At 65.1% G+C, this 23653-nt stretch carries 27 protein-coding genes and 1 tRNA gene; 8 read left to right on the top strand and 20 right to left on the bottom strand.

The window, feature by feature from the left end:
* The 3 genes from PMI42_RS00965 to PMI42_RS00975 all read right to left on the bottom strand — a co-directional run.
* Positions 1 to 193, bottom strand: a 193-nt coding sequence (locus PMI42_RS00965; protein WP_035964186.1) for a DUF2948 family protein, incomplete at its 3' end; no start/stop codon positions are given.
* Between the two features lie 78 nt (positions 194 to 271).
* Complete coding sequence (locus tag PMI42_RS00970; protein ID WP_008129697.1) at positions 272 to 931, bottom strand: NAD(P)H-binding protein; 660 nt, start codon at positions 929 to 931, stop codon at positions 272 to 274.
* Between the two features lie 26 nt (positions 932 to 957).
* Positions 958 to 1896 (bottom strand): SDR family oxidoreductase, encoded by a 939-nt coding sequence (locus PMI42_RS00975; protein WP_008129700.1) that lies wholly within the window; start codon positions 1894 to 1896, stop codon positions 958 to 960.
* Between the two features lie 83 nt (positions 1897 to 1979).
* Here PMI42_RS00975 and PMI42_RS00980 point away from each other — a divergent pair, with 83 nt between their 5' ends.
* Positions 1980 to 2618, top strand: coding sequence for a TetR/AcrR family transcriptional regulator (locus PMI42_RS00980; RefSeq protein WP_008129702.1), 639 nt, complete (start codon positions 1980 to 1982; stop codon positions 2616 to 2618).
* Between the two features lie 42 nt (positions 2619 to 2660).
* Here PMI42_RS00980 and PMI42_RS00985 read toward each other — a convergent pair whose 3' ends face one another.
* The 5 genes from PMI42_RS00985 to PMI42_RS01005 all read right to left on the bottom strand — a co-directional run bounded on the left by PMI42_RS00985 (position 2661) and on the right by PMI42_RS01005 (position 6770).
* A complete protein-coding gene (locus tag PMI42_RS00985) occupies positions 2661 to 3485 on the bottom strand; it encodes an alpha/beta fold hydrolase (RefSeq protein ID WP_008129704.1) in 825 nt (274 codons plus the stop codon).
* 115 nt (positions 3486 to 3600) lie between these two features.
* On the bottom strand, positions 3601 to 4119 hold the full coding sequence (locus PMI42_RS00990; protein ID WP_008129706.1) for a hypothetical protein: 519 nt from the start codon (positions 4117 to 4119) through the stop codon (positions 3601 to 3603).
* 278 nt (positions 4120 to 4397) lie between these two features.
* Complete coding sequence (locus PMI42_RS00995) at positions 4398 to 4706, bottom strand: EthD family reductase (protein WP_008129708.1); 309 nt, start codon at positions 4704 to 4706, stop codon at positions 4398 to 4400.
* A 128-nt stretch (positions 4707 to 4834) separates the two neighbouring features.
* A complete protein-coding gene (locus tag PMI42_RS01000) occupies positions 4835 to 6541 on the bottom strand; it encodes an FAD-dependent oxidoreductase (RefSeq protein ID WP_008129711.1) in 1707 nt (568 codons plus the stop codon).
* A 40-nt stretch (positions 6542 to 6581) separates the two neighbouring features.
* A complete protein-coding gene (locus tag PMI42_RS01005; RefSeq protein ID WP_008129713.1) occupies positions 6582 to 6770 on the bottom strand; it encodes a hypothetical protein in 189 nt (62 codons plus the stop codon).
* 317 nt (positions 6771 to 7087) lie between these two features.
* Between PMI42_RS01005 and PMI42_RS01010 the strand changes: the two genes are divergently transcribed.
* A tRNA-Thr gene (locus PMI42_RS01010) sits at positions 7088 to 7162 on the top strand.
* Between the two features lie 987 nt (positions 7163 to 8149).
* Here the strand turns inward: PMI42_RS01010 and PMI42_RS01015 are convergent.
* From PMI42_RS01015 to PMI42_RS01025, 3 genes are all read right to left on the bottom strand, one after another.
* Positions 8150 to 8626 carry a cyclic nucleotide-binding domain-containing protein gene (locus PMI42_RS01015; RefSeq protein WP_008129715.1) on the bottom strand — a complete coding sequence of 159 codons (477 nt, stop codon included), beginning with the start codon at positions 8624 to 8626 and terminating at the stop codon, positions 8150 to 8152.
* A gap of 149 nt (positions 8627 to 8775) precedes the next feature.
* Positions 8776 to 9198 (bottom strand): MgtC/SapB family protein, encoded by a 423-nt coding sequence (locus tag PMI42_RS01020; RefSeq protein ID WP_008129717.1) that lies wholly within the window; start codon positions 9196 to 9198, stop codon positions 8776 to 8778.
* A gap of 151 nt (positions 9199 to 9349) precedes the next feature.
* The gene (locus PMI42_RS01025) at positions 9350 to 10513 is read right to left on the bottom strand and encodes a mandelate racemase/muconate lactonizing enzyme family protein (RefSeq protein WP_008129719.1); all 1164 of its coding nucleotides are present in this window, start codon (positions 10511 to 10513) and stop codon (positions 9350 to 9352) included.
* Positions 10514 to 10643: 130 nt separating this feature from the next.
* Here PMI42_RS01025 and PMI42_RS01030 point away from each other — a divergent pair, with 130 nt between their 5' ends.
* Both PMI42_RS01030 and PMI42_RS01035 read left to right on the top strand, forming a co-directional pair.
* A complete protein-coding gene (locus PMI42_RS01030; RefSeq protein WP_008129720.1) occupies positions 10644 to 11552 on the top strand; it encodes a LysR family transcriptional regulator in 909 nt (302 codons plus the stop codon).
* 109 nt (positions 11553 to 11661) lie between these two features.
* Positions 11662 to 12669, top strand: a complete 1008-nt coding sequence (locus tag PMI42_RS01035) for an LLM class flavin-dependent oxidoreductase (protein ID WP_008129722.1) — start codon at positions 11662 to 11664, stop codon at positions 12667 to 12669.
* Between the two features lie 174 nt (positions 12670 to 12843).
* On the opposite strand, the gene PMI42_RS01040 is transcribed toward PMI42_RS01035, so the two are convergent.
* The 6 genes from PMI42_RS01040 to PMI42_RS01065 are packed head-to-tail and all read right to left on the bottom strand — an operon-like array spanning position 12844 to position 17449.
* Positions 12844 to 13719 (bottom strand): amidohydrolase family protein, encoded by an 876-nt coding sequence (locus PMI42_RS01040; protein ID WP_008129724.1) that lies wholly within the window; start codon positions 13717 to 13719, stop codon positions 12844 to 12846.
* A 12-nt stretch (positions 13720 to 13731) separates the two neighbouring features.
* Positions 13732 to 14115 carry a RidA family protein gene (locus tag PMI42_RS01045; RefSeq protein ID WP_008129727.1) on the bottom strand — a complete coding sequence of 128 codons (384 nt, stop codon included), beginning with the start codon at positions 14113 to 14115 and terminating at the stop codon, positions 13732 to 13734.
* A gap of 26 nt (positions 14116 to 14141) precedes the next feature.
* The gene (hpaH, locus tag PMI42_RS01050; protein WP_008129728.1) at positions 14142 to 14945 is read right to left on the bottom strand and encodes a 2-oxo-hept-4-ene-1,7-dioate hydratase; all 804 of its coding nucleotides are present in this window, start codon (positions 14943 to 14945) and stop codon (positions 14142 to 14144) included.
* Between the two features lie 3 nt (positions 14946 to 14948).
* Entirely contained in the window at positions 14949 to 15809 is an 861-nt protein-coding gene (locus PMI42_RS01055) for a fumarylacetoacetate hydrolase family protein (protein WP_008129731.1), read from the bottom strand.
* Positions 15810 to 15862: 53 nt separating this feature from the next.
* Positions 15863 to 16480, bottom strand: a complete 618-nt coding sequence (locus PMI42_RS01060; protein ID WP_008129733.1) for a flavin reductase family protein — start codon at positions 16478 to 16480, stop codon at positions 15863 to 15865.
* A 3-nt stretch (positions 16481 to 16483) separates the two neighbouring features.
* Complete coding sequence (locus PMI42_RS01065; protein WP_008129735.1) at positions 16484 to 17449, bottom strand: Bug family tripartite tricarboxylate transporter substrate binding protein; 966 nt, start codon at positions 17447 to 17449, stop codon at positions 16484 to 16486.
* A gap of 130 nt (positions 17450 to 17579) precedes the next feature.
* On the opposite strand from PMI42_RS01065, the gene PMI42_RS01070 reads away from it, so the two are divergent.
* The 3 genes from PMI42_RS01070 to PMI42_RS01080 all read left to right on the top strand — a co-directional run bounded on the left by PMI42_RS01070 (position 17580) and on the right by PMI42_RS01080 (position 20560).
* Complete coding sequence (locus tag PMI42_RS01070; RefSeq protein ID WP_008129737.1) at positions 17580 to 18380, top strand: IclR family transcriptional regulator; 801 nt, start codon at positions 17580 to 17582, stop codon at positions 18378 to 18380.
* A gap of 97 nt (positions 18381 to 18477) precedes the next feature.
* Complete coding sequence (locus PMI42_RS01075) at positions 18478 to 19773, top strand: O-acetylhomoserine aminocarboxypropyltransferase (protein ID WP_008129739.1); 1296 nt, start codon at positions 18478 to 18480, stop codon at positions 19771 to 19773.
* Positions 19774 to 19777: 4 nt separating this feature from the next.
* Positions 19778 to 20560, top strand: coding sequence for an alpha/beta fold hydrolase (locus PMI42_RS01080; RefSeq protein ID WP_008129741.1), 783 nt, complete (start codon positions 19778 to 19780; stop codon positions 20558 to 20560).
* Between the two features lie 7 nt (positions 20561 to 20567).
* Here PMI42_RS01080 and PMI42_RS01085 read toward each other — a convergent pair whose 3' ends face one another.
* Both PMI42_RS01085 and PMI42_RS01090 read right to left on the bottom strand, forming a co-directional pair.
* Entirely contained in the window at positions 20568 to 21521 is a 954-nt protein-coding gene (locus PMI42_RS01085) for an aliphatic sulfonate ABC transporter substrate-binding protein (protein ID WP_008129743.1), read from the bottom strand.
* A 26-nt stretch (positions 21522 to 21547) separates the two neighbouring features.
* Positions 21548 to 21769, bottom strand: coding sequence for a hypothetical protein (locus PMI42_RS01090; RefSeq protein ID WP_008129745.1), 222 nt, complete (start codon positions 21767 to 21769; stop codon positions 21548 to 21550).
* Positions 21770 to 22162: 393 nt separating this feature from the next.
* Here PMI42_RS01090 and PMI42_RS01095 point away from each other — a divergent pair, with 393 nt between their 5' ends.
* The gene (locus PMI42_RS01095) at positions 22163 to 22894 is read left to right on the top strand and encodes an SDR family NAD(P)-dependent oxidoreductase (RefSeq protein ID WP_008129748.1); all 732 of its coding nucleotides are present in this window, start codon (positions 22163 to 22165) and stop codon (positions 22892 to 22894) included.
* Positions 22895 to 23033: 139 nt separating this feature from the next.
* Here the strand turns inward: PMI42_RS01095 and PMI42_RS01100 are convergent, their stop codons facing one another.
* Positions 23034 to 23645 carry a pyridoxamine 5'-phosphate oxidase family protein gene (locus PMI42_RS01100; RefSeq protein WP_008129750.1) on the bottom strand — a complete coding sequence of 204 codons (612 nt, stop codon included), beginning with the start codon at positions 23643 to 23645 and terminating at the stop codon, positions 23034 to 23036.
* Positions 23646 to 23653 lie beyond the last annotated feature (8 nt).

The following is a 23653-nucleotide window of genomic DNA, read 5'->3' on the forward strand; positions in this document are numbered from 1 at the left end:
CCCCCAGCCGGCGCGGCTCGGCCTCGCCGTCGAGCGTCTGCTCCCAATCCAGCCGGCTCATGCCGACCACCAGCCGCTTCTCGCTCTGCCGCCAGATGATGTCGGCGGGCTGGACGCGGGCATCCTGCACATGGGCGGAGATCACAGCGAGATCATCGGCATCAAGCGCGATCATTTTGAGCTGGGGAGACATCACCGACACTTCTCCTCTCGGGCGATATGGCCCAACGCGCGCGGACGCAGAAATTTCCTTGAGTAACGGGCTGGCCGACTAGATGCTATTGATATCCTCCATCTCCAGCACCTTTCTGGGGTAGCCGACCCGGGCGACATGGATCATGGCGCGGCCCATCTGCTCGGTCGTGGTGGCGAGCCTGGGCGAGAGCCGCCGCAGCACCGACCACAGCGGCCCGGTTGCGGTATAGACCGCCTGCACCCAGGCCGTCTTGGACCGGACGCCGTGCAGCGGCTGGATCGCGCCGGGCCGGAACATGTAGGCGCCCCTGAACGGCAGCTTGAGCAGATCGTTCTCGGTCTTGCCCTTGACCCGCGCCCACATCCGCGACCCCTGCTCGGTGGAATCGGTGCCGGCGCCCGTGACATAGGTGAATGTCATCTGCGGATTGAGGCGCGCGAGCGTCGTCGCAGCGGCGAGCGTGAGGTCGTAAGTCAGATGACGGTAGCGCTCCTCACTCATGCCGATCGAGGAGACGCCGAGGCAGAAAAAGCAGGCATCGAAGCCGGTCAGCTTCGGCTCGATCGCCGAATAATCCGTGAAATCGCCATGCATGATCTCCGTGAGCTTGGCGCTGCGCACGCCGGTCGGGCTGCGTCCCACCGCAACCACGCGCTCGACGCCGGGATCGACCAGGCACTCGCGAAGCACACCCTGCCCGACCATGCCGCTCGCGCCGAAGATGATGACTCGCATCGGAACGCCCCCAACAGGATCGCGGCTCATGCGGCGACCGCGATCTCGTCGAAGGATACACCGGTCAGCGTTGCCGAGACATCCCACAACATGGCTGACACCGCAGAATCCTTTGCCTGCGGCATGATCTTCGCCGCCACCGGCGGCCCCTTCAATTCGTAGAACCAGTTCGGACCGTAATAGCCGCCCGGCTCGGCCGCCGCCGAGGTCGCTGCCAACAAGGTCGGCAGCGCGCCTTCGGCCGCGGAGTGGCTGATGAAAGGCTGAAGCCACCGGCTCACGCGCGATTGGAAGGTGTCGGCGCCCGGCCCGTTCGGAATGAGATCGGTCCGCGCATAGCCGGGATGCGCGGCAAGGCTCATCAGGCCCCAGCCGGCCGCGAGGCTGCGGCGCTGCAACTCCAGCGCAAACATCAGCATCGCCAGCTTGGACTGGCAGTAGGCCCGCCACGGCCGATAGGATTTCTTACCCTGGAGATCGTCGAAATTGATCGCGCCGGAACGGTGCGCGAGGCTGGAGAGATTGACGATGCGAGGCGCTTTCGCCCGACGCAGCTGCGGCAACAGGCGCGCCGTCAGGGCATAATGGCCGAGATAATTGGTCCCGAGCTGCATCTCGAAACCGTCCTCGGTCAGCTGCCGCTTCGGCAGCGCCATCACGCCGGCATTGTTGACCAGGATGTCGAGCTGCTCGTTGCCGGCGGCAAAGCGCCTGGCGAAATCGGCGACGGAGGCGAGGCTGGCGAGGTCGAGATGCTCATAGGCGATCAGCGCGTTGGGAAACCGTTCGCAAATGCCCTCGATCGCCCGCAGGCCCTTTGCGTCGTTGCGTCCGGTGAGTATGACAATGGCACCGGCGCCCGCCAGCGCCATCGCCGTCTCGTAACCGAGGCCGCCTGTCGCCCCGGTGACGACGGCGGTCATGCCGCTGAGAGAGGGGATGTCTGCCGTGCTCCAGTCGGTCATGCATGTCTCCGTTCGGGGCTGGAATAAAGCCCGCGACGGGTCTAAATGTGCACTTGGTGCAAATTTGCAAGAGGTGAAATAATTTGAAGGCTTCGAAGCCCGCCGGGAGAAGCGCCAAGCCATTGTCGCCGGGAGGAAAATCACCGGCGCCGGGTTTACGCGCGCGCAAGCAGCAGCAGACCCGCGAGCGGCTCAAGCGCGCGGCGATGGCGCTGTTCCTGGAACGCGGCTTCGAGACCACGACCATCGACGATATCGCAGCCAAAGCGGAGATGTCGCGCCGCAGCTTCTTCCATTACTTCGCATCCAAGGAGGACGTGGTCGCCGCCTGGCAGGAGGATGCCGCGGCCGCGCTGGTCGCCGCGATTCTCGCACGGCCCGCGGACGAATCCATGCTCACCGCAGCGGAGAATGCGATCACAGCCGCGATCAAGCGGATCGACCCGGCCGAGGCGGCCGCGATGTCGCGGCTCAAGCGCGACAATCCCGCACTCCACGCCCGCGACCAGCGCAAGTACGAGAAGCTGGAGCAGGCTCTCGCCGAGGGGCTCGCCCAGCGCTCCGGGCGCAAGTCGGACCGGCAGAAGGCGCGCCTCGTCGCCATGATCGCCACCGGCGCAATGCGCGTCGGCGGCGAGAGCTGGATCGGCGAAGGCGCGCGCGAGAAGCCGGAAGCTTTCGTGAAGCGCACCTTCGACGCGATCCGGGCGATATTGAAGTGACTGCTTACCCTCCCTTAGAGGAGGGTAAGCAGCGACACACCCTTACTCCTTGAAAAACGCCAGCAGGTCGGCGTTGATGGTTTCGGCGTGCGTGGTCGGCATGCCGTGCGGAAAGCCCTTGTAGGTCTTCAGCGTGCCATTCTTGAGCAGCTTCGCCGACAGCGGGGCCGAGTCCGCGTAAGGCACGATCTGGTCGTCGTCGCCATGCATCACCAGCACGGGCACGTTGATCTTCTTCAGATCCTCGGTGAAGTCGGTCTGCGAGAACGCGACGATGCCGTCGTAATGCGCTTTGGCGCCGCCCATCATGCCCTGCCGCCACCAGTTCTGGATCACCGCTTCCGACGGTTTTGCGCCGGGACGGTTGTAGCCGTAGAAGGGACCCGCGGCGACGTCGCGGTAGAAAGCCGCGCGGCCGGCGGCGAGCTGGACCTGGAAGTCGTCGAACACGCTCTTCGGCAGGCCGCCGAGATTGGCCGCGGTCTGCACCATCAGCGGCGGCACCGCCGAGAGGATCGCGGCCTTCGCCACCCGGCTCTCGCCGTGACGCGCGATGTAATGCACGACCTCGCCACCACCGGTGGAGTGGCCGACATGGATGGCATTCTTCAGATCGAGATGTGCGGTGACCGCTGCGAGATCGTCGGCATAATGATCCATGTCGTGACCATCGGCGACCTGCGACGAGCGGCCGTGGCCGCGGCGGTCATGGGCGACGACACGATAGCCGCGCGTGACGAAGTACATCATCTGCGCGTCCCAATCGTCGGAAGACAACGGCCAGCCATGGCTGAACACGATCGGCTGGCCCTCGCCCCAGTCCTTGAAAAAGATCTCGACGCCGTCTTTCGTGGTGATGGTGGGCATGAATGGCTCCTTCAGTGAGAATCAATCCGGGGCTCGCAACAACGCGAGCCGGCAACACGGATATGGTTGTGCGATGTCGCGAGGTCGATGCCGCGCACCGACCGCGAACGTGCGATCAGGCAAACGTCATCGGCTTGTAGCGACGCCAGGCGCCGACGGTCAGCACCACGAAGAACACCAGCACGATGCCCTGCACCACGGCGAACACGGGGCCTCCCGGCGGATTCGGCGGCACGGCAGGCGCGAGCGCGGCGAGCGCCGGCACCTTCAGGAACGACTGGATCACCAGCACGAAGCAGTTGAAATAGAGCGAGATCATCGCGGTCACGATGTAGACCGGACGCCAGACGCCTCTGAGCTTCATGCCGTACAGCGCGAGGCAGGCAATCGCGAGCAGCACCAGCGAGATGATGCCGATGATGTGCGAGGGCAGCAGCTTTTCGGTCAGAAGCGGCGGAATCGGAAAGCCGGTCGCGCTGGTGAGAATCGTGAACAGCAGGAAGATCGCGGTGAGGCCCGGCATCGGCTTCGAGCCGAGCAGGCCGAACATCACGATGAGGCCCGCGACAATGCCGATCAGGCTGATGATGACATGGACCAATACGAAGGCGTGCAGGCTTAATCCAAGGACCATGTCATTTCTCCTACTCTCGGCGCCGAGATCAGTGGATTGATATTACGGTCCTCATCGGATTGCCACATGCTCCCGTGTCACAGGTTCGCGTGCAGCCATGCGTCGTCGTGCGAATCGACAAACGCATGGCTGAATTTTTTGCAACGCTGTCGCAAACGGCGGCAGTTTTGTAGCCCGGATGGAGCGCAGCGAAATCCGGGGGTCTCGCGGGTGGATGGCGCTGTCCCGGATTGCGCTGCGCTCCATCCGGGCTACAAGGTCTTCGACGAAAGTTGGACTCACACTTCCTTGGTGTCGAAGATCAGGAGGTCGGCGCCGCCGCTGGCGAATTTCGGCACGTCAGCGCCGGTCGCCTTGCCTTCCGGGCTGCCGAATGCCGCCTGGATGTCGGCCACGCTGTCGAAAGTGAGAATGGCGACGAGATGGATTCCTGAAGGCCCCGCGGGAGAGGCGACCGGCCCCTTGCTGACGGCGTATTTCTTCAGGCCGGGAAGTTTTTTCGCGAGCGGAATGTGGGTCTCGGCATAGTATTTGTCGAAGGCAGCAGCATCCTGGGGCGTCTTGTAGAGCACGACGATTTCAGCCATTTGGTCCTCCCTTTCGAATCTTTTGTTGGTTCCACGGGCAATGCGCTTCGCGGGCGCGACGATAGTCCGTGGGACGCGGCAAAACCGCAAGCCTCATTCGGCTTGCCGTTCGCTTGTCTTGTTCTTGACTAAAGCGCCGGTTTTGCGGCGTCGCCGAGATAGCCGTGCAGGGAGGCCACGACCTGCGCGCCCTCGCCGATGGCACCGCCGACGCGCTTGACCGAGCCGGAGCGGACGTCGCCGACGGCGTAGACGCCGGGCACGGAGGTTTCCAGCGGCGCCACCAGCTTGCCCTGATTCAGCTCGGACTGCGCGCCCGTGACGACGAAGCCGCCGCGATCGAGCGTGACGCCGCAGCCGTCGAGCCAGTTGGTGGCGGGATCGGCGCCGACGAACAAAAAGAGATTCCTGATGTCGGCGGAATCCTCGTCATCGGACAGCCGGCTCTTCCAGCGGATGCGCCGCAGCAGCGAGGCCTCGTCGCCCTCGAGCGCGGTGATCTCGGTGTTGAACATCAATTCGATGTTCGGCGTCGCTTCGATGCGCTCGATGAGATAGCGCGACATGCTGGCGCCCAAGCCGCCGCCGCGGATGATCATCAGCACGCGCTTTGCATGGCCCGACAGGAACACGGCGGCCTGGCCGGCCGAATTGCCGGCGCCGACCAGAGCGACTTCCTCGCCGGCGCACAGCTTCGCCTCGACCGGAGACGCCCAGTACCAGACGCCGCGGCCCTCGAATTTGCCGAGGTTCTCGATCTCCGGGCGGCGATAGCGCGCGCCGCTGGCGACCACGACCGCGCGCGAGCGCAGGGGATCGCTGCCGTCGAGCGTCACCGCAAAGGCACCGTCCTTGCGCGTGCAGTCGAGCGACTTCACCGTGACAGGGATCATGATCTCGGCGCCGAACTTCTGCGCCTGGTTGAACGCGCGCGCCGTCAGCGCTTGGCCCGAAATGCCGGTCGGAAAGCCCAGATAGTTTTCGATACGGGCGCTGGCGCCGGCCTGGCCGCCGAAGGCGCGGGTGTCGAGCACGGCGACCGAAAGGCCTTCGGAGGCCGCATACACCGCGGTGGCGAGCCCGGCCGGTCCGCAGCCGACGATCGCGACGTCGTAGATGCGGTCGTCGCTGGGGCCGCCGATCATGCCGATCGCGCGCGCGACCTCGGTTTCGCTGGGGTTACGCAGCACCTCGCCGCTCGCCGCGACCACCAGCGGCCAGTCTTCCGGCTTGGGCGAATAGCGCGCGATCAATTCGGCGGCGTCGCGGTCGCGCTCGGGATCGAGCAGATGATGCGGCTGGCCGTTGCGGGTGAGGAAACCCTGCAGGCGCACCACGCCGGCCGAATGCGAGGGACCGATCAGCACCACACCGCCGACGCCACCCTGAAGCAGATTGACCCGGCGCAGGATCAGCGCGCGCATGATGCGCTCGCCGAGCTCGGCTTCGGCGACCAGCAGCGCGCGCAGGCGCGGGGGCGGCAACAGCAGCGTCTCGACCTCTCCTTCGGCGCGGCCGTCGACCAGCGCCGGCCGGCCGGAGAGCTGGCTGAGCTCGGCCAGGAATTGCCCCGGCCCCTGGTCGATCAGCGGGGTCACATGGCCGAGCCCGTCGCGCTGGGTGATGGCGACGTGCCCCTTCAGCACGACGAACATGCCCGGCCCGGGCTTGCCGGTCTCGAACAGGAATTCGCCGTCGGCGTAGTTGCGGACCTCGCCAAAATTCCGCATGCGCTCGATCTCGGCCGATGTCAGCGTCGGAAAGGTCTGTTCAGGGCGCGTGAACTGCGCCATCTGCGGATCACCCTCGGTTCGCTGCTGCTCGTCCTGCCCCATTGCCACGTCCATGCACTCCAAAAATTCCAATCGCCGGTGTTCAATCGCTGGTCTTGCCGGCGGTCCCCTCATTTGGGGAGCCATCGTCATTCTGCGAGGGGTCGGCACTTGCGGCGCGTTCGCGCGCCTGCAGCTTCCGCCGCTTCAGGTTTTCGCGCAGCGCCGATTTCAGCCGGTCGTCCCGCGCCCCCCTCGCCTGCCTCGTGCTCTTGTCGGTCTCGTCAGCCATCACCGGTCCATACAGCGCTCCGCGATAACATGCCCAGCGAATAAGGCAGCTCAAGAGGCCCGTTGCGATCCGATCGTGCGAAACTCAAAATGGACCGGCCGCAATGGCGCGGCCAACTGGCCAGTTGGCCGGGGACAAGCGGAACCCAAATCGGCGGAAAGTCGGTACTTCCACCTGAAAACGGGCATTTTGGCTCCGATATCGACCCGTTTTTCTCATTTTGGCGGAGCCAGCAAGCTTGCACAGGAGGGGGGCTTGTGGCAGATATCGGCCCGCTTGGTAGGCCCCTGTGGCGGCCGATTCTTACCTCAGCACATGCTGCCGTAGCTCAGTGGTAGAGCACTCCATTGGTAATGGAGAGGTCGACAGTTCAATCCTGTCTGGCAGCACCATTCTCTTCAGTTCAATCACACATGAAGCGGCATTCTCGCGGCTCGAAACGCCCGAGTTCTGCTCTCCTCGTTCGCCCTCCTCTGTGAAGAGGGCGCAGGGAAGGCCGGGTGCCGGCTGGCACCCGTGATCCGCTGCGCGAAGGATTTGCACACGCAAATGCGCAGGCGGAAAAACAGGTGGGCCGGAAAACACCCGGCCTTCCCTGCGCGATGGGTTGACGGCTTATACGCGCTCTCCCCGAAGCCGAGTTCCTTCTGGCCTCCGTCACCTCGCGAATTGGCGATGTCTCAAGACCCGGTCGAGCCCCGATCCATCTCCGCAAGGCTTGACCGTAGCAACGACGGTCAGGACCACGCGCTTTCGCCGTACGCAGCTGGCCCGGCTTCGCTTTAGTAGCTTCGCCGGACCTAAGCGCCGTCCGTCTGCACGGAGCAAGACCTCACGAGGTTCATCTCGCCCTGGTCCCGCCTTCACGTGCCCGGCACTGCCGCGTCCACCGCACCCCGACCCACGTTCGTTGCGACGTACGATCGCCCCTCTCCTCGGGCCGGGATGGCGGAATAGTGCCGCAAATCCGAATTTCGGTAAAGTGGAATATTTTTGTGAAGGGTGATTGACGGAGTTTTGCGGGAGGGCGGTGTTTTGCCCGACGGGTCAGGATCGGACCGCACAGGTAAGGTTAATTCTTCCTTTCGATTGTCGGTAAAGTTTTATCTATTATCGTCGGGCCGTGGATGACGAACCAAAGGCTCCGATAGTGATTGCGTGTTGCCTGATCGTGACTGGGATTGCGTTGCTTCTCTCAGGCATCGTTGCCTTTGGCCTTCATAGAAATTCGCTGCACTCGATGGCGTTGCTGTAGCAACAGCGGGCCGGCGCCCGGCTTTGCAGGATGGGGAGAGCGCAGCGAAACCCATTCTGCCATCTGCGACGACGAGACATGATGAATTTCGCTGCGCTCTGCTCATCCTACGCATGACGCAAGATCAATCGTCGTTACCGACCAGCCGCCCCGCGAACCGATCATCCGCCCGGCGCAGCCGCCGGCAGAGTTCGCGGTTGATGTTCTGCAGGACGATCACATAGGCGTGGATGTCGGCCTTGTAGCAGGCGTAGAGATTTTGCGCGGTCAGCTCGTACAGCACCGTCGGCGCCTCCGCGATCACCGTGGCGGAGCGGCTCTGCATTTCGATCAGCGTCATCTCGCCGAAGAAATCGCCTGCCTGCAGAACGGAAATCGGGATGGCACTCCCTGCATTCGCCCGCTTGCTCACCGCGAGCCGGCCGGATCTGACGATGAACATCGAACGCCCTTGATCGCCCTCCGACACGACGGTCGCACCGGCATTGAAGCGGCGTTCGACCAGCATCGACATCAGGAGGTCGAGGCTCGCGTCCGTGAGACCGCCGAAGAACGGCGTCGCGAGCAGGAACGCTTTCATCTCGGGGGCACCGGCAACCATCGCGGGAAGATATGTCCGGCTGCGATCCGGGGCAAGCAGCCCGTGGCGCGTGAGGGGTAGAGCGCAGCGAATCCATCGAGACATTTGCAACGACGAGAGATGGACGGGTTTCGCTGCGCGCTCCCCATCCTGCGCGGTGAACTATTCCCTCACTGACCGTCCTCTTCCTTCACCAGCGTCAGCAGGCGAAGCGTCAGGAACGTGAACACCGCGATTGTTATCGCGACGTCGTAGCTGCCGAGCCCGACGGAGACGCCGATGGCGCCGGTGGCCCACAGGCTCGCGGCCGTCGCGGTGCCCTGCACCGAATTGCCCTGCTTGAGGATCGCGCCGCCGCCGATGAAGCCGATGCCGGTGATGAGGCCCTCGATCACCTTGGCCATTCCGTCAGGCGAATGCACCAGCAGGCTTTCGCTGGCCTGCACGAAGCCGCAGCTGGCCAGCGCGACCAGCGGAAAGGTGCGCAGTCCCGCGCTGCGCGCCCGCTTCTCGCGGTCCCAGCCGATCGGAACGGCGAGCGCGAACGCGGCCGCCAGCGTGACGACGTGTATACCGATGTTGAATCTGTCCAAGGCAAATCCCGAAAACGAAAGCCGCCATCAAAATCAGGCCGGCCTGCAACGCGGCCAGACGATGGATGGTTTCAGCACGGGCGGATTTGCCGCATGCGACAGGGCGGGCTCTCGCAGGATGGGTCGAGCGAGGCGAACCCATCCTGCGTTCCTACTCCGCCAGTTCGCGCATCACCTTGATCAAATCAGACTTGCCCTCGAAGCCGATGCCGGGGAGCTCGGGCATGACGATATGGCCGGCTTCCACCTTCACGCCGTCGGGGAAGCCGCCATAGGGCTGGAACAGATCCGGATAGCTCTCGTTGCCGCCGAGGCCGAGGCCCGCTGCGATGTTGAGCGACATCTGGTGGCCGCCGTGCGGGATGCAGCGCGAGGGCGACCAGCCGAACTGATGCAGCACGTCGAGGGTGCGCAGATATTCGACCAGGCCGTAGGACAGCGCGCAATCGAACTGCAGCCAGTCGCGGTCCGGCCGCATGCCGCCATAGCGCAACAAATTGCGCGCATCCTGGTGCGAGAACAGGTTCTCGCCTGTCGCCATCGGTCCGGGATAGAATTCGGAGAGCGCGGCCTGGAGCGCGTAGTCGAGGGGATCGCCGACCTCCTCGTACCAGAACAGCGGATACTGGCGTAGCATCTTTGCGTAGGCGATGCCGGTCTCGAGATCGAAGCGGCCGTTGGCGTCGACGGCGAGCCGCGCCTGCGATCCGATCTCCGACAGCACCGCTTCGATGCGGCGCTGGTCCTCGTCGATCGAGGCGCCGCCGATCTTCATCTTGACGACGTTGTAGCCGCGATCGAGGTAGCCGCGCATCTCGGCCCGTAGCGCACTGTTGTCCTTGCCCGGATAGTAATAGCCGCCGGCGGCGTAGACGAACACGCGCGGATTGGCTTCAAGCCCCTTCTGCTCGGCAAGCAGGCGGAACAACGGCTTGCCGGCGATCTTGGCGGTGGCGTCCCAGATCGCCATGTCGAGCGTGCCGACCGCCACCGAGCGCTCGCCGTGGCCGCCGGGCTTTTCGTTGCTCATCATCGCAGCCCAGAGCTTGTGCGGATCGAGATTGTCGCCGGCCTCGTTGAGCGCGGCTTTCGGATCGGCTTCGAGAATGCGATTGCGGAAACGCTCGCGGATCAGGCCGCCCTGGCCGTAGCGGCCATTGGAGTTGAAGCCGTAGCCGACCACGCGGCGGCCGTCGCGCTCGACATCGGTGACGACAGCAACGAGGCTCGCCGTCATCTTGGAGAAGTCGATATAGGCGTTCCGGATCGGGGACGCGATCGGCTTGGTGATCTCGCGGACGTCGACGATGCGCATGGCGGTCTCCTGAATTGACTTGACGGAGGTGTACGTCTGGACAGGGCCGTTTGGCCAATGCCATGATCGATTTGCCTCATGCGCGGACGGCATCGGCGCGAATTTCGCTTCAATCCTCCCTGGATTTCAATTGGATCTCGACTGGCTCAAGGATTTTTCGGCGCTGGCGGAGCTGAAGAGCTTTTCGCGGGCGGCCGACGCGCGGAACGTGACGCAGCCGGCGTTCAGCCGCCGCATTCGTGCGCTGGAGGACTGGATCGGAACTCCTCTGTTCGTGCGCGGGGCACAAGGCGCCAGCCTGACCTCGGCCGGTCAGCATTTTGAGCCGCTGGCCGCCGATCTGGTCCGCAGCCTGGAGCGGGCGCAGCGCGATACGCGGTCCGTGGGCGAGCGGGATAATGTCGCCTTGTCGATCGCCGCCACGCATGCGCTGTCCTTCACGTTCTTTCCCGGATGGATCCGGCAACATCTGCGCTTCGAGGCGCTGGGCGCCGTCAGCCTGATCTCGGAAAGCATGGAGGGCTGCGAGCAGATCATGCTCGGCGGCGAGGTGCATTTTCTGCTGTGCCATTATCATGAGGAGGTGCCGGCCCGCTTCGAGCCTGATCGCTTCCAGAGCCATCGCGTCGGCGACGACTGTCTCGTTCCGCTCTGCGCGCCCGGCTCCGACGGACGGCCGATCTGGTCCCTCGGCGGTGAACCGACTCAGCCTGCACGCCTGCTCGCCTACAGCCGCGCGTCCGGGCTTGGCCGCATCCTCGCGGCCCATCAGGCCGTCCGGAGCACGATCGCAAACATGCAGACCGGCTTTACCTCGCATCTCGCCGCGACGCTGATGACCATGGCACGCGAAGGCCACGGTATTGCGTGGCTCCCGCTGACATTGGCGAAGGAAGAGGTCGAGCACGGCCGCCTTGTTCGTGCGGGACCGGAACAACTCGATATCCCGATCGAGATCAGGCTGATCAGGTCACCCGATTGCCGGAATGCGGTGGCCAACCAGCTCTGGCATTCGCTCACCGGCGAGGGGGACGCCTAGCAAATTCGGATGGCGCCGCCGCTCATACGTCTGGGCAGGCCGCCTGTCATTTCCGGAGCCCGCGCCTACATGTGAGGTCCGCGCATCGCGCCCCACCCGGACCCCGCCCATGATCCCTTTCTCCGTACTCGACCTCGCTCCCATCCGCAGGGGTGGCGATGCGGCGCAGGCGTTCCGCAATTCGCTCGATCTCGCGCAGCATGCCGAGGCCTGGGGCTTCAAGCGGTTCTGGCTGGCCGAGCACCACAACATGACGGGGATCGCGAGCGCGGCGACGTCCGTCGTGATCGGGCATGTCGCGGGCGGAACGAAGACGATCCGCGTCGGGTCCGGCGGGATCATGCTGCCGAACCATTCGCCGCTGATCATTGCCGAACAGTTCGGCACGCTGGAATCGCTCTATCCCGGGCGAATCGATCTCGGGCTCGGCCGCGCGCCCGGTACCGACCAGTTCACCGCGCGGGCGCTGCGGCGCGACCTTGCCACCAGTTCCGAGAATTTTCCGCAGGACGTGCTGGAATTGCAGGCGTTGCTCGGCGACATCAAGCCGAACCAGACGATCCGCGCCGTGCCGGGCATGGGCACGAAGGTGCCGCTCTGGATCCTGGGATCGAGCACCTTTGGCGCGCAGCTCGCAGGCATGCTGGGGCTGCCCTTCGCCTTCGCCTCGCATTTCGCGCCGCAGATGATGATGCCGGCGCTGCGCGAGTACCGCGCGCGCTTCGAGCCGTCGGCACAGCTGGAAAAGCCCCATGCGATGGTCGGCGTCAATGTGTTTGCGGCGGACAGCGATGCCGAGGCGCAGCGCATGTTCTCCTCACTGCAGCAGCAGTTCATCAATCTGCGCCGCGGCACGCCCGGCCCGCTGCCGCCGCCGGTCGACGACATGGACGCGCTGTGGTCGCCGGCCGAGAAGGCCATGGTCGGCCAGTCGCTGTCCTGCTCCGCCGTCGGCTCGCCCGACGTGGTCGAGCAGAAGCTGAAGGCGCTGATCGCCGAAACCGGCGCCGACGAGCTGATGACCACGGGCCAGATCTACGACCACGCCGCGCGGCTGCACTCGTTCGAGATCGCGGCCGGGGTAAGGGATCGGCTGGCGAAGCAGCCGGCGGTGTGAGCAGGCCTGATTGCTGCGACGAAGAAGGTGCGCTCCCTCCCCCGCTTGCGGGGGAGGGCTGGGGAGAGGGTGCTTCCGCAATGGGACAATCCCCAAGAGGAAAAAGCCCTCACCCCGACCCTCTCCCGCAAGCGGGAGAGGGAGCGCACCGTGTTTGTGGCGAGTCTCGAGCCTCTAGTCCGGAAATCCAAACAGCTTCGCCGGATTGTGCACCAGGATCTTCTCCAACTCCGCCTGGTCCGGCGCGTAGCGGTACATCAGCTCGAGCAGATCGGCATCGTTGGGCGGCTGCTTGACCGAGACCGGATGCGGCCAGTCGCTGGCCCAGACGCAGCGGTCGAGGGCGGCCTCGATATAGGCGCGCGCGACCGGGATCACGTCGTCATAGGGCGGGCCGGCCTTCGAGGTCTTCTCGCCGAGCGACAGCATCACCCAGAAGTTGCCCTTCTTGAGCAGCTCCAGCATCTTGCGCAGATTCGGATCGGTCTTGCCGGCCTCCGGATCGGGGCGCGCCATGTGGTCGATCAGCACGGGCACGTCGAGATTCTCGTATTTGGCGACGCTGGAAACGATGCCGTCCTTCTCCGGCTGGATCTTGACGTACCACCCGAGTTCGCGAATGCGGGCGATGGCGCGGGCGAAATCGGCGTCCGACAATACCGCGCCCAGCTCCTGGCGGAAGCTGAAGCGCGCACCGCGCACGCCGGCATCATGCAGCTTCGAGAGATAAGCGTCGCTCGCCTCCGCGAACACCAGCGCGTTGGCGCAGCCGCGGTAGTTCGGGCCCATCGCGGCGAGACCGTCGAGAACGACGGAATGGTCAGCGCCATAAGTGGTGGTCTGCACGATGATGCCGCGCTCGATGCCGAGCGTCTTGTGCACGCGCAGCGCAGCTTCCCAGGTCGCGGTCGGCATCCGGTAGGCGGCACCGGGGCGCTCCGGATATTTGTCGATGGGACCGAGCACGTGAAACTGGCTGTCGACCGTCTTCGGCGGCGGTGCCTTGATGGGGCGGCGCGGATTGGGGTCGAACGGCAGATAGGTCGGCATGCAAATGCTCCTTCAGTCGATCACGGCAGTGAAGTCGCACTGCACCAGCGCGCCGCCGTCCATGTTGTCCATCGGCAGCGCGTGGCGCGCCGGGCGTGAATGTTCGTCCGGAAACATCTTGAGCCACTCGACATTGACGGGCCCGCGCTGCGTGCGGTCCTTCAGCCACACCGTCATCTTGATGATGTCGTCGGTGGTGCCGCCCGCGGCCTCGACCGTCGCCTTCATATGCGCGAACATGTTGGCGCACTGCGCGTCCAGGCTCTCCGGCATCACGCCGGCCGCGTCGCGGCCGAGGATGACGCCCGACATCACGAGATTGCCGATGCGGCAGGCGTTCGGAATCGGATTGGCGTGCTTGAAGCCGCCGATGTGGATGCTCTTGCGCCGCGACATGGTGCGCTCCCCTCTCTGTTATTGCTTCAGACGAACTGGCACGACACCGAGCCGAACGGGCCATAGTCGGCGTGGAACGTATCGCCACGGCGGATGTCGACCGGACGCGTGAACGATCCCGCCAGCACCACCTCGCCGGCTTTCAGACGTTCGTCATGCGGCGCGAGGCGGTTGGCGAGCCAGGCAATGCCGTTGGCGGGATGGTTGAGCACGCCGGCGGCAAGCCCGGTCTCCTCGACCTCGCCATTGCGGAACAGCAGCGCGCCGATCCAGCGCAGGTCCGCGTCCAGGGGGCGGAACGGCCGGCCGCCGAGCACCAGCGCGGCGTTGGCCGCGTTGTCCGAGATCGTGTCCATGACTTTTCTCGTCTTGCCCGTTTGGGGGGCGACGCGATGCATCCGCGTCTCAAGAATCTCCAGCGCCGGCGTGACGTAGTCGGTGGCATTGAGCACGTCGAAAATGGTGCAGTCGGGCCCGCGCAGCGGCGCCTTCAGCACGAAGGCGAGCTCGACCTCGATCCGCGGCGCATGGAAGCGGTCGAACGGGATCGGCGTGGCGTCGGCATAGAACATGTCGGCGAACAGCACGCCGTAATCGGGCTCGTTGATGCCGACCGCGTTCTGCATCGCCTTCGAGGTCAGGCCGATCTTGTGGCCCTTGATGATACGGCCGCGGCCGAGCTGAAGCTTTGTCCAGGCCCGCTGGACGGCGTAGGCATCCTCGATGCTGAACTCGGGATATTCCTTGGTGAACATCGGGATCAGCGCCTTGGTGCGCTCGGCCTCATCCAGGCGCGCGGCAAGGCGTTCGATCGTGGCGGTATCCAGCATGGTCTATTGCTCCGCCGCCACGGCGTTGCGCAGCACGCCGATGCCGCGCGACTCGACTTCGACGACGTCGCCGACCTTCAGCCAGCGCGGCGGGTCGAAGCGGACACCCGCGCCGGTCGGCGTGCCCGTCACGATCATGTCGCCGGGCTTCAGTGTCGCGAAGGTCGAGAGATAGGAGATGATGAAGTCGAACGGGAACATCAGCCGGTCGGTCGTATCCTGCTGTCGCACCTCGCCGTTGACGCGCGTGATGATGTCGTGAGGCCCGCGCGGATCGAGCTCGTCCGCGGTGACGATCCACGGGCCGATGCTGCCGGAGCGATCGAAATTCTTGCCTTGCGTGACGTTGAACTTGCCGTGGCGCAGCCAGTCGCGGATCGTGCCCTCGTTGCACAAGGTCATGCCGAAGACGTGGGACCACGCCTTCTCGCGCGGGATGTGGCGGCCGCCCTGGCCGATCACGATGACGAGCTCACCTTCGTAGTCGAGCTGCTCGGAGACTTTTGGCTTCTCCAGCGGCTGACCGGAGCCTGTCATCGAGGACATGCTGCGCACGAACAGGCTCGGATATTTGGGCAGGTCCGAATTGTCTTTATATTCGGCGTTGCGCTCGGCGTAGTTGACGCCGATGCACCAGAGTTTTTCCGGCGCCAGCACCGGCGGCAGCAGGACGAGATCTTCCAGCGCGTAGTCAGGCGTCGCCCTGGCAACCGCTTCCTGCGCATCGGCGAGCGCATTGGCCGCGATCAGCGCCTTGACGTCGGAATAGTCGCGGCCGATCCGCCGGGTCAGATCGACCACGCCGCCCGCGACGGCCGCGCCGTAGCGCGGCTCTCCATCCAGGAGATAGCTCAGGAGTCGCATTGTCATTTCCTCCAATGATCTTGAGGCGGCTCGGCCGTCGAACGGCCCGCGCGTCAGTCTTTCGATTTGGGCGTCTGGAACACCGTGTTCAGCGTCACGATCTCGCCGAGGCTGGCGTAACGCGGTCCGCCGATGCGTGCGATCGGATCGAGCGCCTTGGTCTCGACCTTGCCGTCATTCACGAGCCCGTCGCGCAAATGGAACATCACGACCTCGCCGACGATCAGCCGGCTCCTGGCATCGCCGAATTCGAGGCACTGGCGGAAGCGGCATTCCATTGCGACGGGCGCAACGCTAAGCCGCGGCACCTTGATGCGCTCGCTCGGAAGCGTCTCGAGACCGAGCTCCGCGACCTCGCTGATTTCAGGCGGATGCTCGACCGAGCTGTCGTGCACCGCCTTCATCAGCGGCGTATCGGCAATGTGGATCACATATTCCTCGGTATCGAGGATGTTATGCGCGGTGTCCTTGTAGTCCGCGCCCTTGCGGCCGACGCTGATGGCGAGCATCGGCGGCTTCTGCGAGACGAAGGTGAAGGCGCTGAACGGCGCGAGGTTGAGCACGCCCGTGGCTGACAGGCTCGTGACCCACGCGATCGGGCGCGGCACCACGATGCCGGTCATCAGGCGGTAGATGCGCTCCGCGCCGAGCTCGGTGGGGTCGATCCGCATCGCTCAATCAGCCTTGATGTTGGCCTTGCGCACGACCGGAATCCACTTGGCGTCCTCGCGCTCGAGATAGGCCTTGAACTCGTCCGGCGTCATCGGGGTGGATTCGCCGCCGAGCTTTTCGAACTTGTCGATCACGCCGGGGTCCTTCAGGATCGCGACCAGCGTCTCGTGCAGCTTGTCGACGACAGGGGCCGGCGTGCCTGCCGGCGCGAACAGGCCGGTAAAGGTCTGGCCGTCGAAGTCCTTGTAGCCGAGCTCGGCGAAGGTCGGCACGTCAGGCAGCGACTTCAGCCGGTGCGGGCTGGTGACGGCGAGCGCGCGGAACAGGCCGGCCTTGATGTGCTGGAGGCTGACCGTGAGCTGGTCGAATGCGAACTGCACCTGGCCGCCGAGCAGATCGTTGATCGCAGGCGCATTGCCGCGGTAATGCGCGGTGACCCATTGCAGGTCGAGGCTGGACTGCATCAGCTCGCTGAGCAGATGGTTGGTGGTGCCGGGGCCCGGCGAGGCCATGGTCAGCTTGCCGGGCTCGCGCTTGGCGAGATCGACGAATTCCTTGAAGGTCGTCGCCTGCACTGACGGATGCACCTCGAGCACCAGCGGCGTCATCGAGATCGTCGAGATCGGCAGGAAGTCCTTCTTCCAGTTATAGGCGTCGCGCTTGTTGATCTCGGTCGCGAACAGCACCGGGCCGTTGGCGCCGACGAACAGCGTGTAGCCGTCGGGCGCCGATTTCGCGAAAGCCTCGCCCGCGATCATGCCGCCGGCGCCGGCCTTGTTCTCGATGATGAAGGGCTGGCCGAGCTTTTCCTGGAGCTTGTCGGCGATGATGCGCGCCGCGCTGTCGACATTGCCGCCGGCCGGATAGGGCACGATCAGCTTGACGCTGCGCGCCGGCCATTGCTGGGCCGATGCGGGCCCTGCCAGGATCGCTGTGACAGCAGCTATGGCAATCGCGATTAATCTCATGTTAACCTCCCGGCGGCGCTTCCAATTCCATATCGAGCGCCGTTGACGTTGCGCACGGCGCGCGATCGGAGCGCAATCTCCAGATGTGCGCTTTACCTGTCGAGTGAATTGTGGCGTTCTTGTCCATAATATGGACAAGGCCGATTCCTCAATATCCGCGCGTGGCGCGCTGGAACCGCGACAAGGCGCACAGGCGATCCGGCGTGCGCTTGCGGTGCTGCGTATTCTTGCCGCAGGGCGCGAAGACGGTGTGCCATTGGCCGAGGTCGTGCGCGCGACCGGTCTCACACGTCCGACCGTGCATCGCATCGTCCATGTGCTGATCGAGGAAGGCATCGTCGAACGGCACGGCAGGAGCGGCCGCTACGCGATCGGAAACCAGGTGCCGGAGCTGGCGCTCGCGCGCCCGCGGCCGTCGCGGCTGCTGGTCGCCGCCAATCCGTCGCTGCAGCGTGCGTCCACCGAGATCGGCGACACGCTGTTCCTGACCGTGCGCACAGGCCACGACACGCTGTGCGTGGATCGCAGGATCGGAATCTATCCGATCCAGGTGTTGTCGATCGAGGTCGGCGCACGCCGGCCGCTCGGCGTCTCCAGCGCCGGCGTCGCCATCCTCGCCGCGATGCCGGCGCAGGACGCGCGAAAAATCGTCGCGGCCAACGAGAAGCGGTTCGAGACCTACCAGACCGACGCCGCGGCGGTGATGAGCCAGGTCACCGCTGCGCGGAAGCGGGGATATAATATGAGGGAGATCGGCCTGGTGCAGGGCACGAAATCGATCTCCACCTGGATCAAGACGCCGGACGGGCAGCCGGCCGCGGCCATCACCGTCTCCGCCGTTCGGACGAGGCTCGGACCAAGGCGGGAGCAGGAGGTCGCGGAGATTCTGCTGCGGGAGGCACGGATCATCGAGCAGGCCATTCGCGGCTAGCGCTGCGAGCCGACGTGCGGCGCTGTCAATGGGCTGACGTCCCGCGCGATTTTATGGCACAACGACCGCCATCGCCGACCGACCAACGAGGCCAAGCATGCCCGCGCCAAAACCGCCTGCCTTCGAGACCCTGAGCCTGCATGCTGGCCAGCATCCGGATCCCGCGACCGGAGCCCGCGCGGTGCCGATCTACCAGACCACGTCCTACGTGTTCCAGGATTCCGATCACGCTGCCGCGCTGTTCAATCTGGAACGCGCCGGCCACATCTATGCGCGCATCTCCAACCCCACCACCGGCGTGCTGGAGGAACGGCTTGCGGCGCTGGAGGGCGGTGTCGGCGCGATCTGCACCGCCAGCGGCATGGCCGCGCTGCATCTGGCCATCGCGACGCTGCTGAACGCCGGCGACCATATCGTGGCGTCGAGCTCGCTCTATGGCGGCACCATCAATCTGCTGGCGCACACGCTGCCGCGCTTCGGCATCACCACCACCTTCGTGAAGCCGCGCGACCATGATGCGTTCCGCGCGGCGATCAAGCCGAACACGAAACTGGTCATCGGCGAGACCATCGGCAATCCCGGCCTCGAAGTCCTCGACATCCCCAAGGTCGCGCAGATCGCGCATGACGCAAAGATCCCGCTGCTGATCGACAATACCTTTGCCACGCCCTATCTCAGCCGTCCGATCGAGCTTGGCGCCGACATCGTGATGCATTCGGCGACCAAATGGATCGGCGGCCACGGCATCGCGATCGGCGGCGCCATCATCGACGGCGGCCGCTTCGACTGGCGCGATTCCGGCAAATTCGGCGTGCTGACCGAGCCCTATGGCGGCTATCACGGCATCGTCTTCGACGAGCAGTTCGGCACCGCCGCCTTCATCATGCGCGCGCGCACCGAGGGCCTGCGCGATTTCGGCGCCTGCCTGTCGCCAACCAACGCGTTCCAGCTCCTCCAGGGCGTGGAGACGCTCGGCGTGCGCATGGACCGCCACCTCCAGAACACGCATCTGGTGCTGGAGGCGCTGAAGTCGAACAAGGCGGTGGACTGGGTGCTGCATCCCTCGCTCGAGGACCACACGGACTATCAGCTCGCCAAGACGCTGCTGCCGCGCGGCGCGGGCTCGATCGTTTCCTTCGGCATCAAGGGCGGGCGCCCTGCGGGTCGCAAGTTCATCGAAGCGCTGCGCATGATCAGCCATCTTGCCAATGTCGGCGACGCCAAGACGCTGGTGATCCACCCCGCCTCGACCACGCATCAGCAGATGGACGCCGGGCAGCTGAAGGCCGCAGGTATCGGCGAGGAGCTGGTGCGGCTGTCGGTCGGCATCGAGACAGCAAGCGACATCATCGACGATCTGGCGCAGGCGCTGCGCATCTCGCAAAAGGTCTGACGCCATGAAGCTTTCCGTTGACGGTGCCGAGGTGTTCGTCGCAACCGGCGGCCGCGAATTCGACAAGTCCCTGCCCGCTGTCGTCTTTCTCCACGGCGCCGGCTTCGACCGGTCGAGCTGGGCGCTGCATACGCGCTGGTTCGCCCATCACGGCTTTGGCGTGCTCGCGCCAGACCTGCCGGGTCACGGCCGTTCTGCCGTCCCTTCGCTGTCGAGCATTGCGGAGATGGCCGACTGGACGGCGGCATTGCTCGCCGCGGCCGGCGTGGCGAAAGCCCACCTGATCGGCCACTCCATGGGATCGCTGATCTCGCTGGAGACCGCAGCACGTCATCCCGACAAGGTCTCGGCGCTGAGCCTGATCGGCACCGCCGCGACCATGACGGTCGGCCCGGATCTCCTCAAGGCGGCTGAAGCCAATTCGCAGGATGCCAACGACATGGTGTCGATCTGGGGCCTCGGCTTCAACGCCGAGCTCGGCGGCAGCCTGGCGCCGGGCCTGTGGATGCACGGCGGCGCGCAGGCGGTGTTGAAGTCTTGCGAGCCGGGCGTGCTCTTCAAGGATCTGTCGGCCTGCAATGCCTACGCGAATGCGCTTGCCGCTGCCGCGAGCGTCAAAGTGCCTGCGACGCTGATCCTCGGCGAACGCGACATGATGACACCGGCGAGGGCCGGCAAGGCGCTCGCAGCAGCGATCCCGCATGCGAGGACCGTCGTGGTGCCGGGCGCCGGCCACATGATCATGGCCGAGCGCCCGGACGAGTTGCTGGCGGCGCTGAAGGGGTGAGCTCCGCTCAGGAGCCCGGTGTCCACTTCCAGACGATGTCGGAGACGTTCACCGGCTTCGGGATCAGGCCGACCCTGGCAAAGCGGTCGGCGACCGCCTGCTGACTCCTGATCACGTCCGCGTCCACCGGCACGGTACGGTAGTTGGAGCGATCGACGAAGCGGCGGATCGCTTCGATATCGACACCGGTCGCCTCGGCCTGCGCTTTGGCGACCTCCTCGTGATGCGAGTCGGCCCAGACACCTTCGGACGCGAAGGTCGTGTTGAGCTTCGCGACGAGTGACGGATACTTTTCCACGAAGTCGGCGCCGGCGATGTAGAATGCGTTCGGCTGATGGACGTCCTTGTCGAAGGCGATGACGCGCGCGTTCTCCTTCAATTCGGCCAGCGCGAAGTAGGGATCCCAGATCGACCAGGCGTCGACCGAGCCCTTGACGAAGGCTGCCGTGGCATCGGCCGGGGCGAGCGGTGCCGGCGTGATGTCGGTCCATGCAAGGCCGGCCTTCTCCAACGCCGCGACCAGCAGGTTATGGGCGCTCGATCCCTTGCCGAACGCAACGCGCTTGCCTTTGAGATCGGCGAGCGTCTTGATCGGGGAGTCCTTGGGCACGATGATGGCCTGGCTGGTGCCGTCCGACTTCACCGCCGCAACGTAGCGGATCCTGGCGCCGCCGGCCTGCGCGAAGATTGGCGGGGCGTCGCCGACATAGCCAAAATCGACGCTGCCGACATTGATGGCCTCCAGCAGCGGCGGACCGAACTGGAAGTCGATCCACTTGATCTCGATGCCAAGCGGCTTGAAGGCGTTTTCGAGCGTCTGGCGCTGGCGCACCGCCGGGAAGAAGCCGCCTTTCTGCGTGCCGATGCGGATTTCGGCCGGCTTGTCCTCGGCGCGCGCGGGCGCGGCAAGGGCGGTTGCAAGGAGAAGCGTCGTTGCGATGATGTATCGTCGCGTAATCATGGTTGGTCCTCTCGGTTGCTTCGGGGTCAGATGGCCAGGAATGGAGAATTCGCGCGCCCGCTCCGTTCCGACAACACCGCGCGCGCGGCGCGCTCGGCTTCGCGGGCGGAGCGGAACTGGCGACCTTCGAGGCTGTCGAACAAGCGCTCGGAGGAGAAGAAACGGAAGCCGCGCGCATCGCGCGTGACGATGCCCGCGGCGCGGTCGTGGATTTCGATGATGTAGGCGTTCGATTGGGCTTGAGACATGACTGCTCGTTCGCCGGGATTTCGGCGCTCCTGTCCGGGATGTACGATATGTGGCGTTGCTACAGACCGATCAGCAACAACAACAGGCGCCGGTGGCCGCCGAGAAACAGCGCCGCGTCATGCACGCGTGCATGTCATCGGGATTACGCTGGTGATCGGTTCTCATGGTGCGGCATCAAGCTCGAGGAGCAGTTTCGATGCTGTAAATATCGAGTGATTGCCGCGTTCGGTCAATGAAATGGCTATCCATATTTGGCAGCGACGCGCTGGGGCGCTTCTCCGGGTGGAAGCGATGGCAGTCGGATTTATCTCGCGATGAATTCAACGCCGGAGCGCGGCCGGCCGTGATACGGTTCCGGCAGCGACAAAACAGGCGATTTGGGAGGCCTAGACATGGCGGATGATCTGAAAGGGCGCACGGCGCTCGTCACCGGCGGCTCGCGCGGCATTGGCGCAGCCGTCTGTCGCGCGCTGGCGGCATCGGGCGCCGCGGTGGCGATCAATTGCCGCGAGCAGATCGGGCAAGCCGAGCAACTGGCAGGCGAGATCGTCAAGCAGGGTGGCCGCGCCATCGTCGTCGCCGCCGACGTCTCCCGGCACGACGCCGTCGCCGGCATGGTCGAGCGCGTCACCGCCGGGCTCGGCCCCGTCGACATCCTCGTCAACAATGCCAGCATCGCCATCACGCGCGGCGTCGACGACCTCACCGAGGACGATTTCGACCGCACCATTCTGGTCAATCTGAAATCCGTCTTCCTGTGCACGCAGGCCGTGCTGCCGGCGATGCGCGCGAGGAGATGGGGCCGCATCGTCAACATCTCCTCCGGCGCCGCGCGCGGCGCCGGCTCGATCGGCCCGCACTACAATGCGTCGAAGGCCGGCATGGAGGGTCTTACGCGAGGTTACGCAGCGCGGCTCGTGAAGGAGGGCATCACCGTCAACGCTGTGGCGCCGTCGCTGATCGAGACCGACATGATGAGCGGCCAGCCCCAACTCGTCAGCCGCATCCCGCTCGGTCGCTTCGGAACGGCGGACGAGGTGGCGAAAACCGTGATGCTACTGGTCGACAACGCCTACATGACCGGGCAGACGGTCGCGCTGAGCGGCGGGATGGCGTTTAACTAGGGGAGGTAAACGAGAGAGCCGTAGGGTGGGCAAAGCGAAGCGTGCCCACCATCCGTGTGTAATCGGTGAGAATTCGTGGGCACGGCGCAAGTGCGCCTTTGCCCACCCTACGACTCCGGACTCGTGGAAAGTAAAACGCTCACCACATCGTTGCCGCCGCACGCTCCGGCCAGATGCGATCATACTCGGCGCCGCCGACCTTGTTCTCGCTCATCTCGGCGAGGATCTGGCCGGGTGTCGGCAAGGTCTCCGGATCGATGCGCTTGTCGGGATTCCAGAGGTCGGAGCGGACGATGGCGCGGGCGCACTGGAAGTAGATTTCGTCCACCTTCATCACCATCACGCTGCGCGGGGCCTTGCCCTCGACCTTGAAGGAAGCCAGCAGCTCAGGATCAACGGAAAGATGGGCGCGGCCGTTGGCGCGGACCGCGTTGCCGGAGCCGGGGATCAGGAACATCAGCGACACCCGGGGATCGCGCACGACGTTGCGCAAGGAATCGACCCGGTTGTTGCCGCGGCGATCCGGCAGCATCAGCGTCTTGGGATCGTGGATGCGGACGAAGCCGGGGAGATCGCCGCGCGGCGAGCAGTCGATGCCCTCGGGGCCGATGGTGGCGAGCGCCGCGAACGGCGCCTTCTCGATGAAGATGCGATAGAGCGGGGTGACGTGGTCGGCGACTTTCACGGTCGAGGCGTCATTGGTGGCGCCGTAGATGGCCTCTAGCTGTTCGACCGTTTCGATCACCGTCATTCCACTCT

This window comes from Bradyrhizobium sp. YR681 (assembly GCF_000282615.1).
In the GTDB taxonomy this organism is placed as follows: domain Bacteria; phylum Pseudomonadota; class Alphaproteobacteria; order Rhizobiales; family Xanthobacteraceae; genus Bradyrhizobium.

Excerpts from the sequence above, each read along its gene's own strand:
- PMI42_RS01065 (WP_008129735.1), bottom strand. The coding sequence starts at position 17,449 with ATGAGATTAATCGCGATTGCCATAGCTGCTGTCACAGCGATCCTGGCA.
- PMI42_RS00990 (WP_008129706.1), bottom strand. The coding sequence starts at position 4,119 with ATGGTCCTTGGATTAAGCCTGCACGCCTTCGTATTGGTCCATGTCATC.
- PMI42_RS01075 (WP_008129739.1), top strand. The coding sequence starts at position 18,478 with ATGCCCGCGCCAAAACCGCCTGCCTTCGAGACCCTGAGCCTGCATGCT.
- PMI42_RS01015 (WP_008129715.1), bottom strand. The coding sequence starts at position 8,626 with ATGGTTGCCGGTGCCCCCGAGATGAAAGCGTTCCTGCTCGCGACGCCG.
- PMI42_RS01090 (WP_008129745.1), bottom strand. The coding sequence starts at position 21,769 with ATGTCTCAAGCCCAATCGAACGCCTACATCATCGAAATCCACGACCGC.
- PMI42_RS01035 (WP_008129722.1), top strand. The coding sequence starts at position 11,662 with ATGATCCCTTTCTCCGTACTCGACCTCGCTCCCATCCGCAGGGGTGGC.
- PMI42_RS00995 (WP_008129708.1), bottom strand. The coding sequence starts at position 4,706 with ATGGCTGAAATCGTCGTGCTCTACAAGACGCCCCAGGATGCTGCTGCC.
- PMI42_RS01045 (WP_008129727.1), bottom strand. The coding sequence starts at position 14,115 with ATGTCGCGGCGCAAGAGCATCCACATCGGCGGCTTCAAGCACGCCAAT.
- PMI42_RS01040 (WP_008129724.1), bottom strand. The coding sequence starts at position 13,719 with ATGCCGACCTATCTGCCGTTCGACCCCAATCCGCGCCGCCCCATCAAG.
- hpaH (WP_008129728.1), bottom strand. The coding sequence starts at position 14,945 with ATGCTGGATACCGCCACGATCGAACGCCTTGCCGCGCGCCTGGATGAG.
- PMI42_RS00985 (WP_008129704.1), bottom strand. The coding sequence starts at position 3,485 with ATGCCCACCATCACCACGAAAGACGGCGTCGAGATCTTTTTCAAGGAC.
- PMI42_RS01025 (WP_008129719.1), bottom strand. The coding sequence starts at position 10,513 with ATGCGCATCGTCGACGTCCGCGAGATCACCAAGCCGATCGCGTCCCCG.
- PMI42_RS01085 (WP_008129743.1), bottom strand. The coding sequence starts at position 21,521 with ATGATTACGCGACGATACATCATCGCAACGACGCTTCTCCTTGCAACC.
- PMI42_RS01055 (WP_008129731.1), bottom strand. The coding sequence starts at position 15,809 with ATGCGACTCCTGAGCTATCTCCTGGATGGAGAGCCGCGCTACGGCGCG.
- PMI42_RS01060 (WP_008129733.1), bottom strand. The coding sequence starts at position 16,480 with ATGCGGATCGACCCCACCGAGCTCGGCGCGGAGCGCATCTACCGCCTG.
- PMI42_RS01080 (WP_008129741.1), top strand. The coding sequence starts at position 19,778 with ATGAAGCTTTCCGTTGACGGTGCCGAGGTGTTCGTCGCAACCGGCGGC.
- PMI42_RS01000 (WP_008129711.1), bottom strand. The coding sequence starts at position 6,541 with ATGGGGCAGGACGAGCAGCAGCGAACCGAGGGTGATCCGCAGATGGCG.
- PMI42_RS00975 (WP_008129700.1), bottom strand. The coding sequence starts at position 1,896 with ATGACCGACTGGAGCACGGCAGACATCCCCTCTCTCAGCGGCATGACC.
- PMI42_RS00970 (WP_008129697.1), bottom strand. The coding sequence starts at position 931 with ATGCGAGTCATCATCTTCGGCGCGAGCGGCATGGTCGGGCAGGGTGTG.
- PMI42_RS01005 (WP_008129713.1), bottom strand. The coding sequence starts at position 6,770 with ATGGCTGACGAGACCGACAAGAGCACGAGGCAGGCGAGGGGGGCGCGG.
- PMI42_RS01070 (WP_008129737.1), top strand. The coding sequence starts at position 17,580 with ATGGACAAGGCCGATTCCTCAATATCCGCGCGTGGCGCGCTGGAACCG.
- PMI42_RS01100 (WP_008129750.1), bottom strand. The coding sequence starts at position 23,645 with ATGACGGTGATCGAAACGGTCGAACAGCTAGAGGCCATCTACGGCGCC.
- PMI42_RS01095 (WP_008129748.1), top strand. The coding sequence starts at position 22,163 with ATGGCGGATGATCTGAAAGGGCGCACGGCGCTCGTCACCGGCGGCTCG.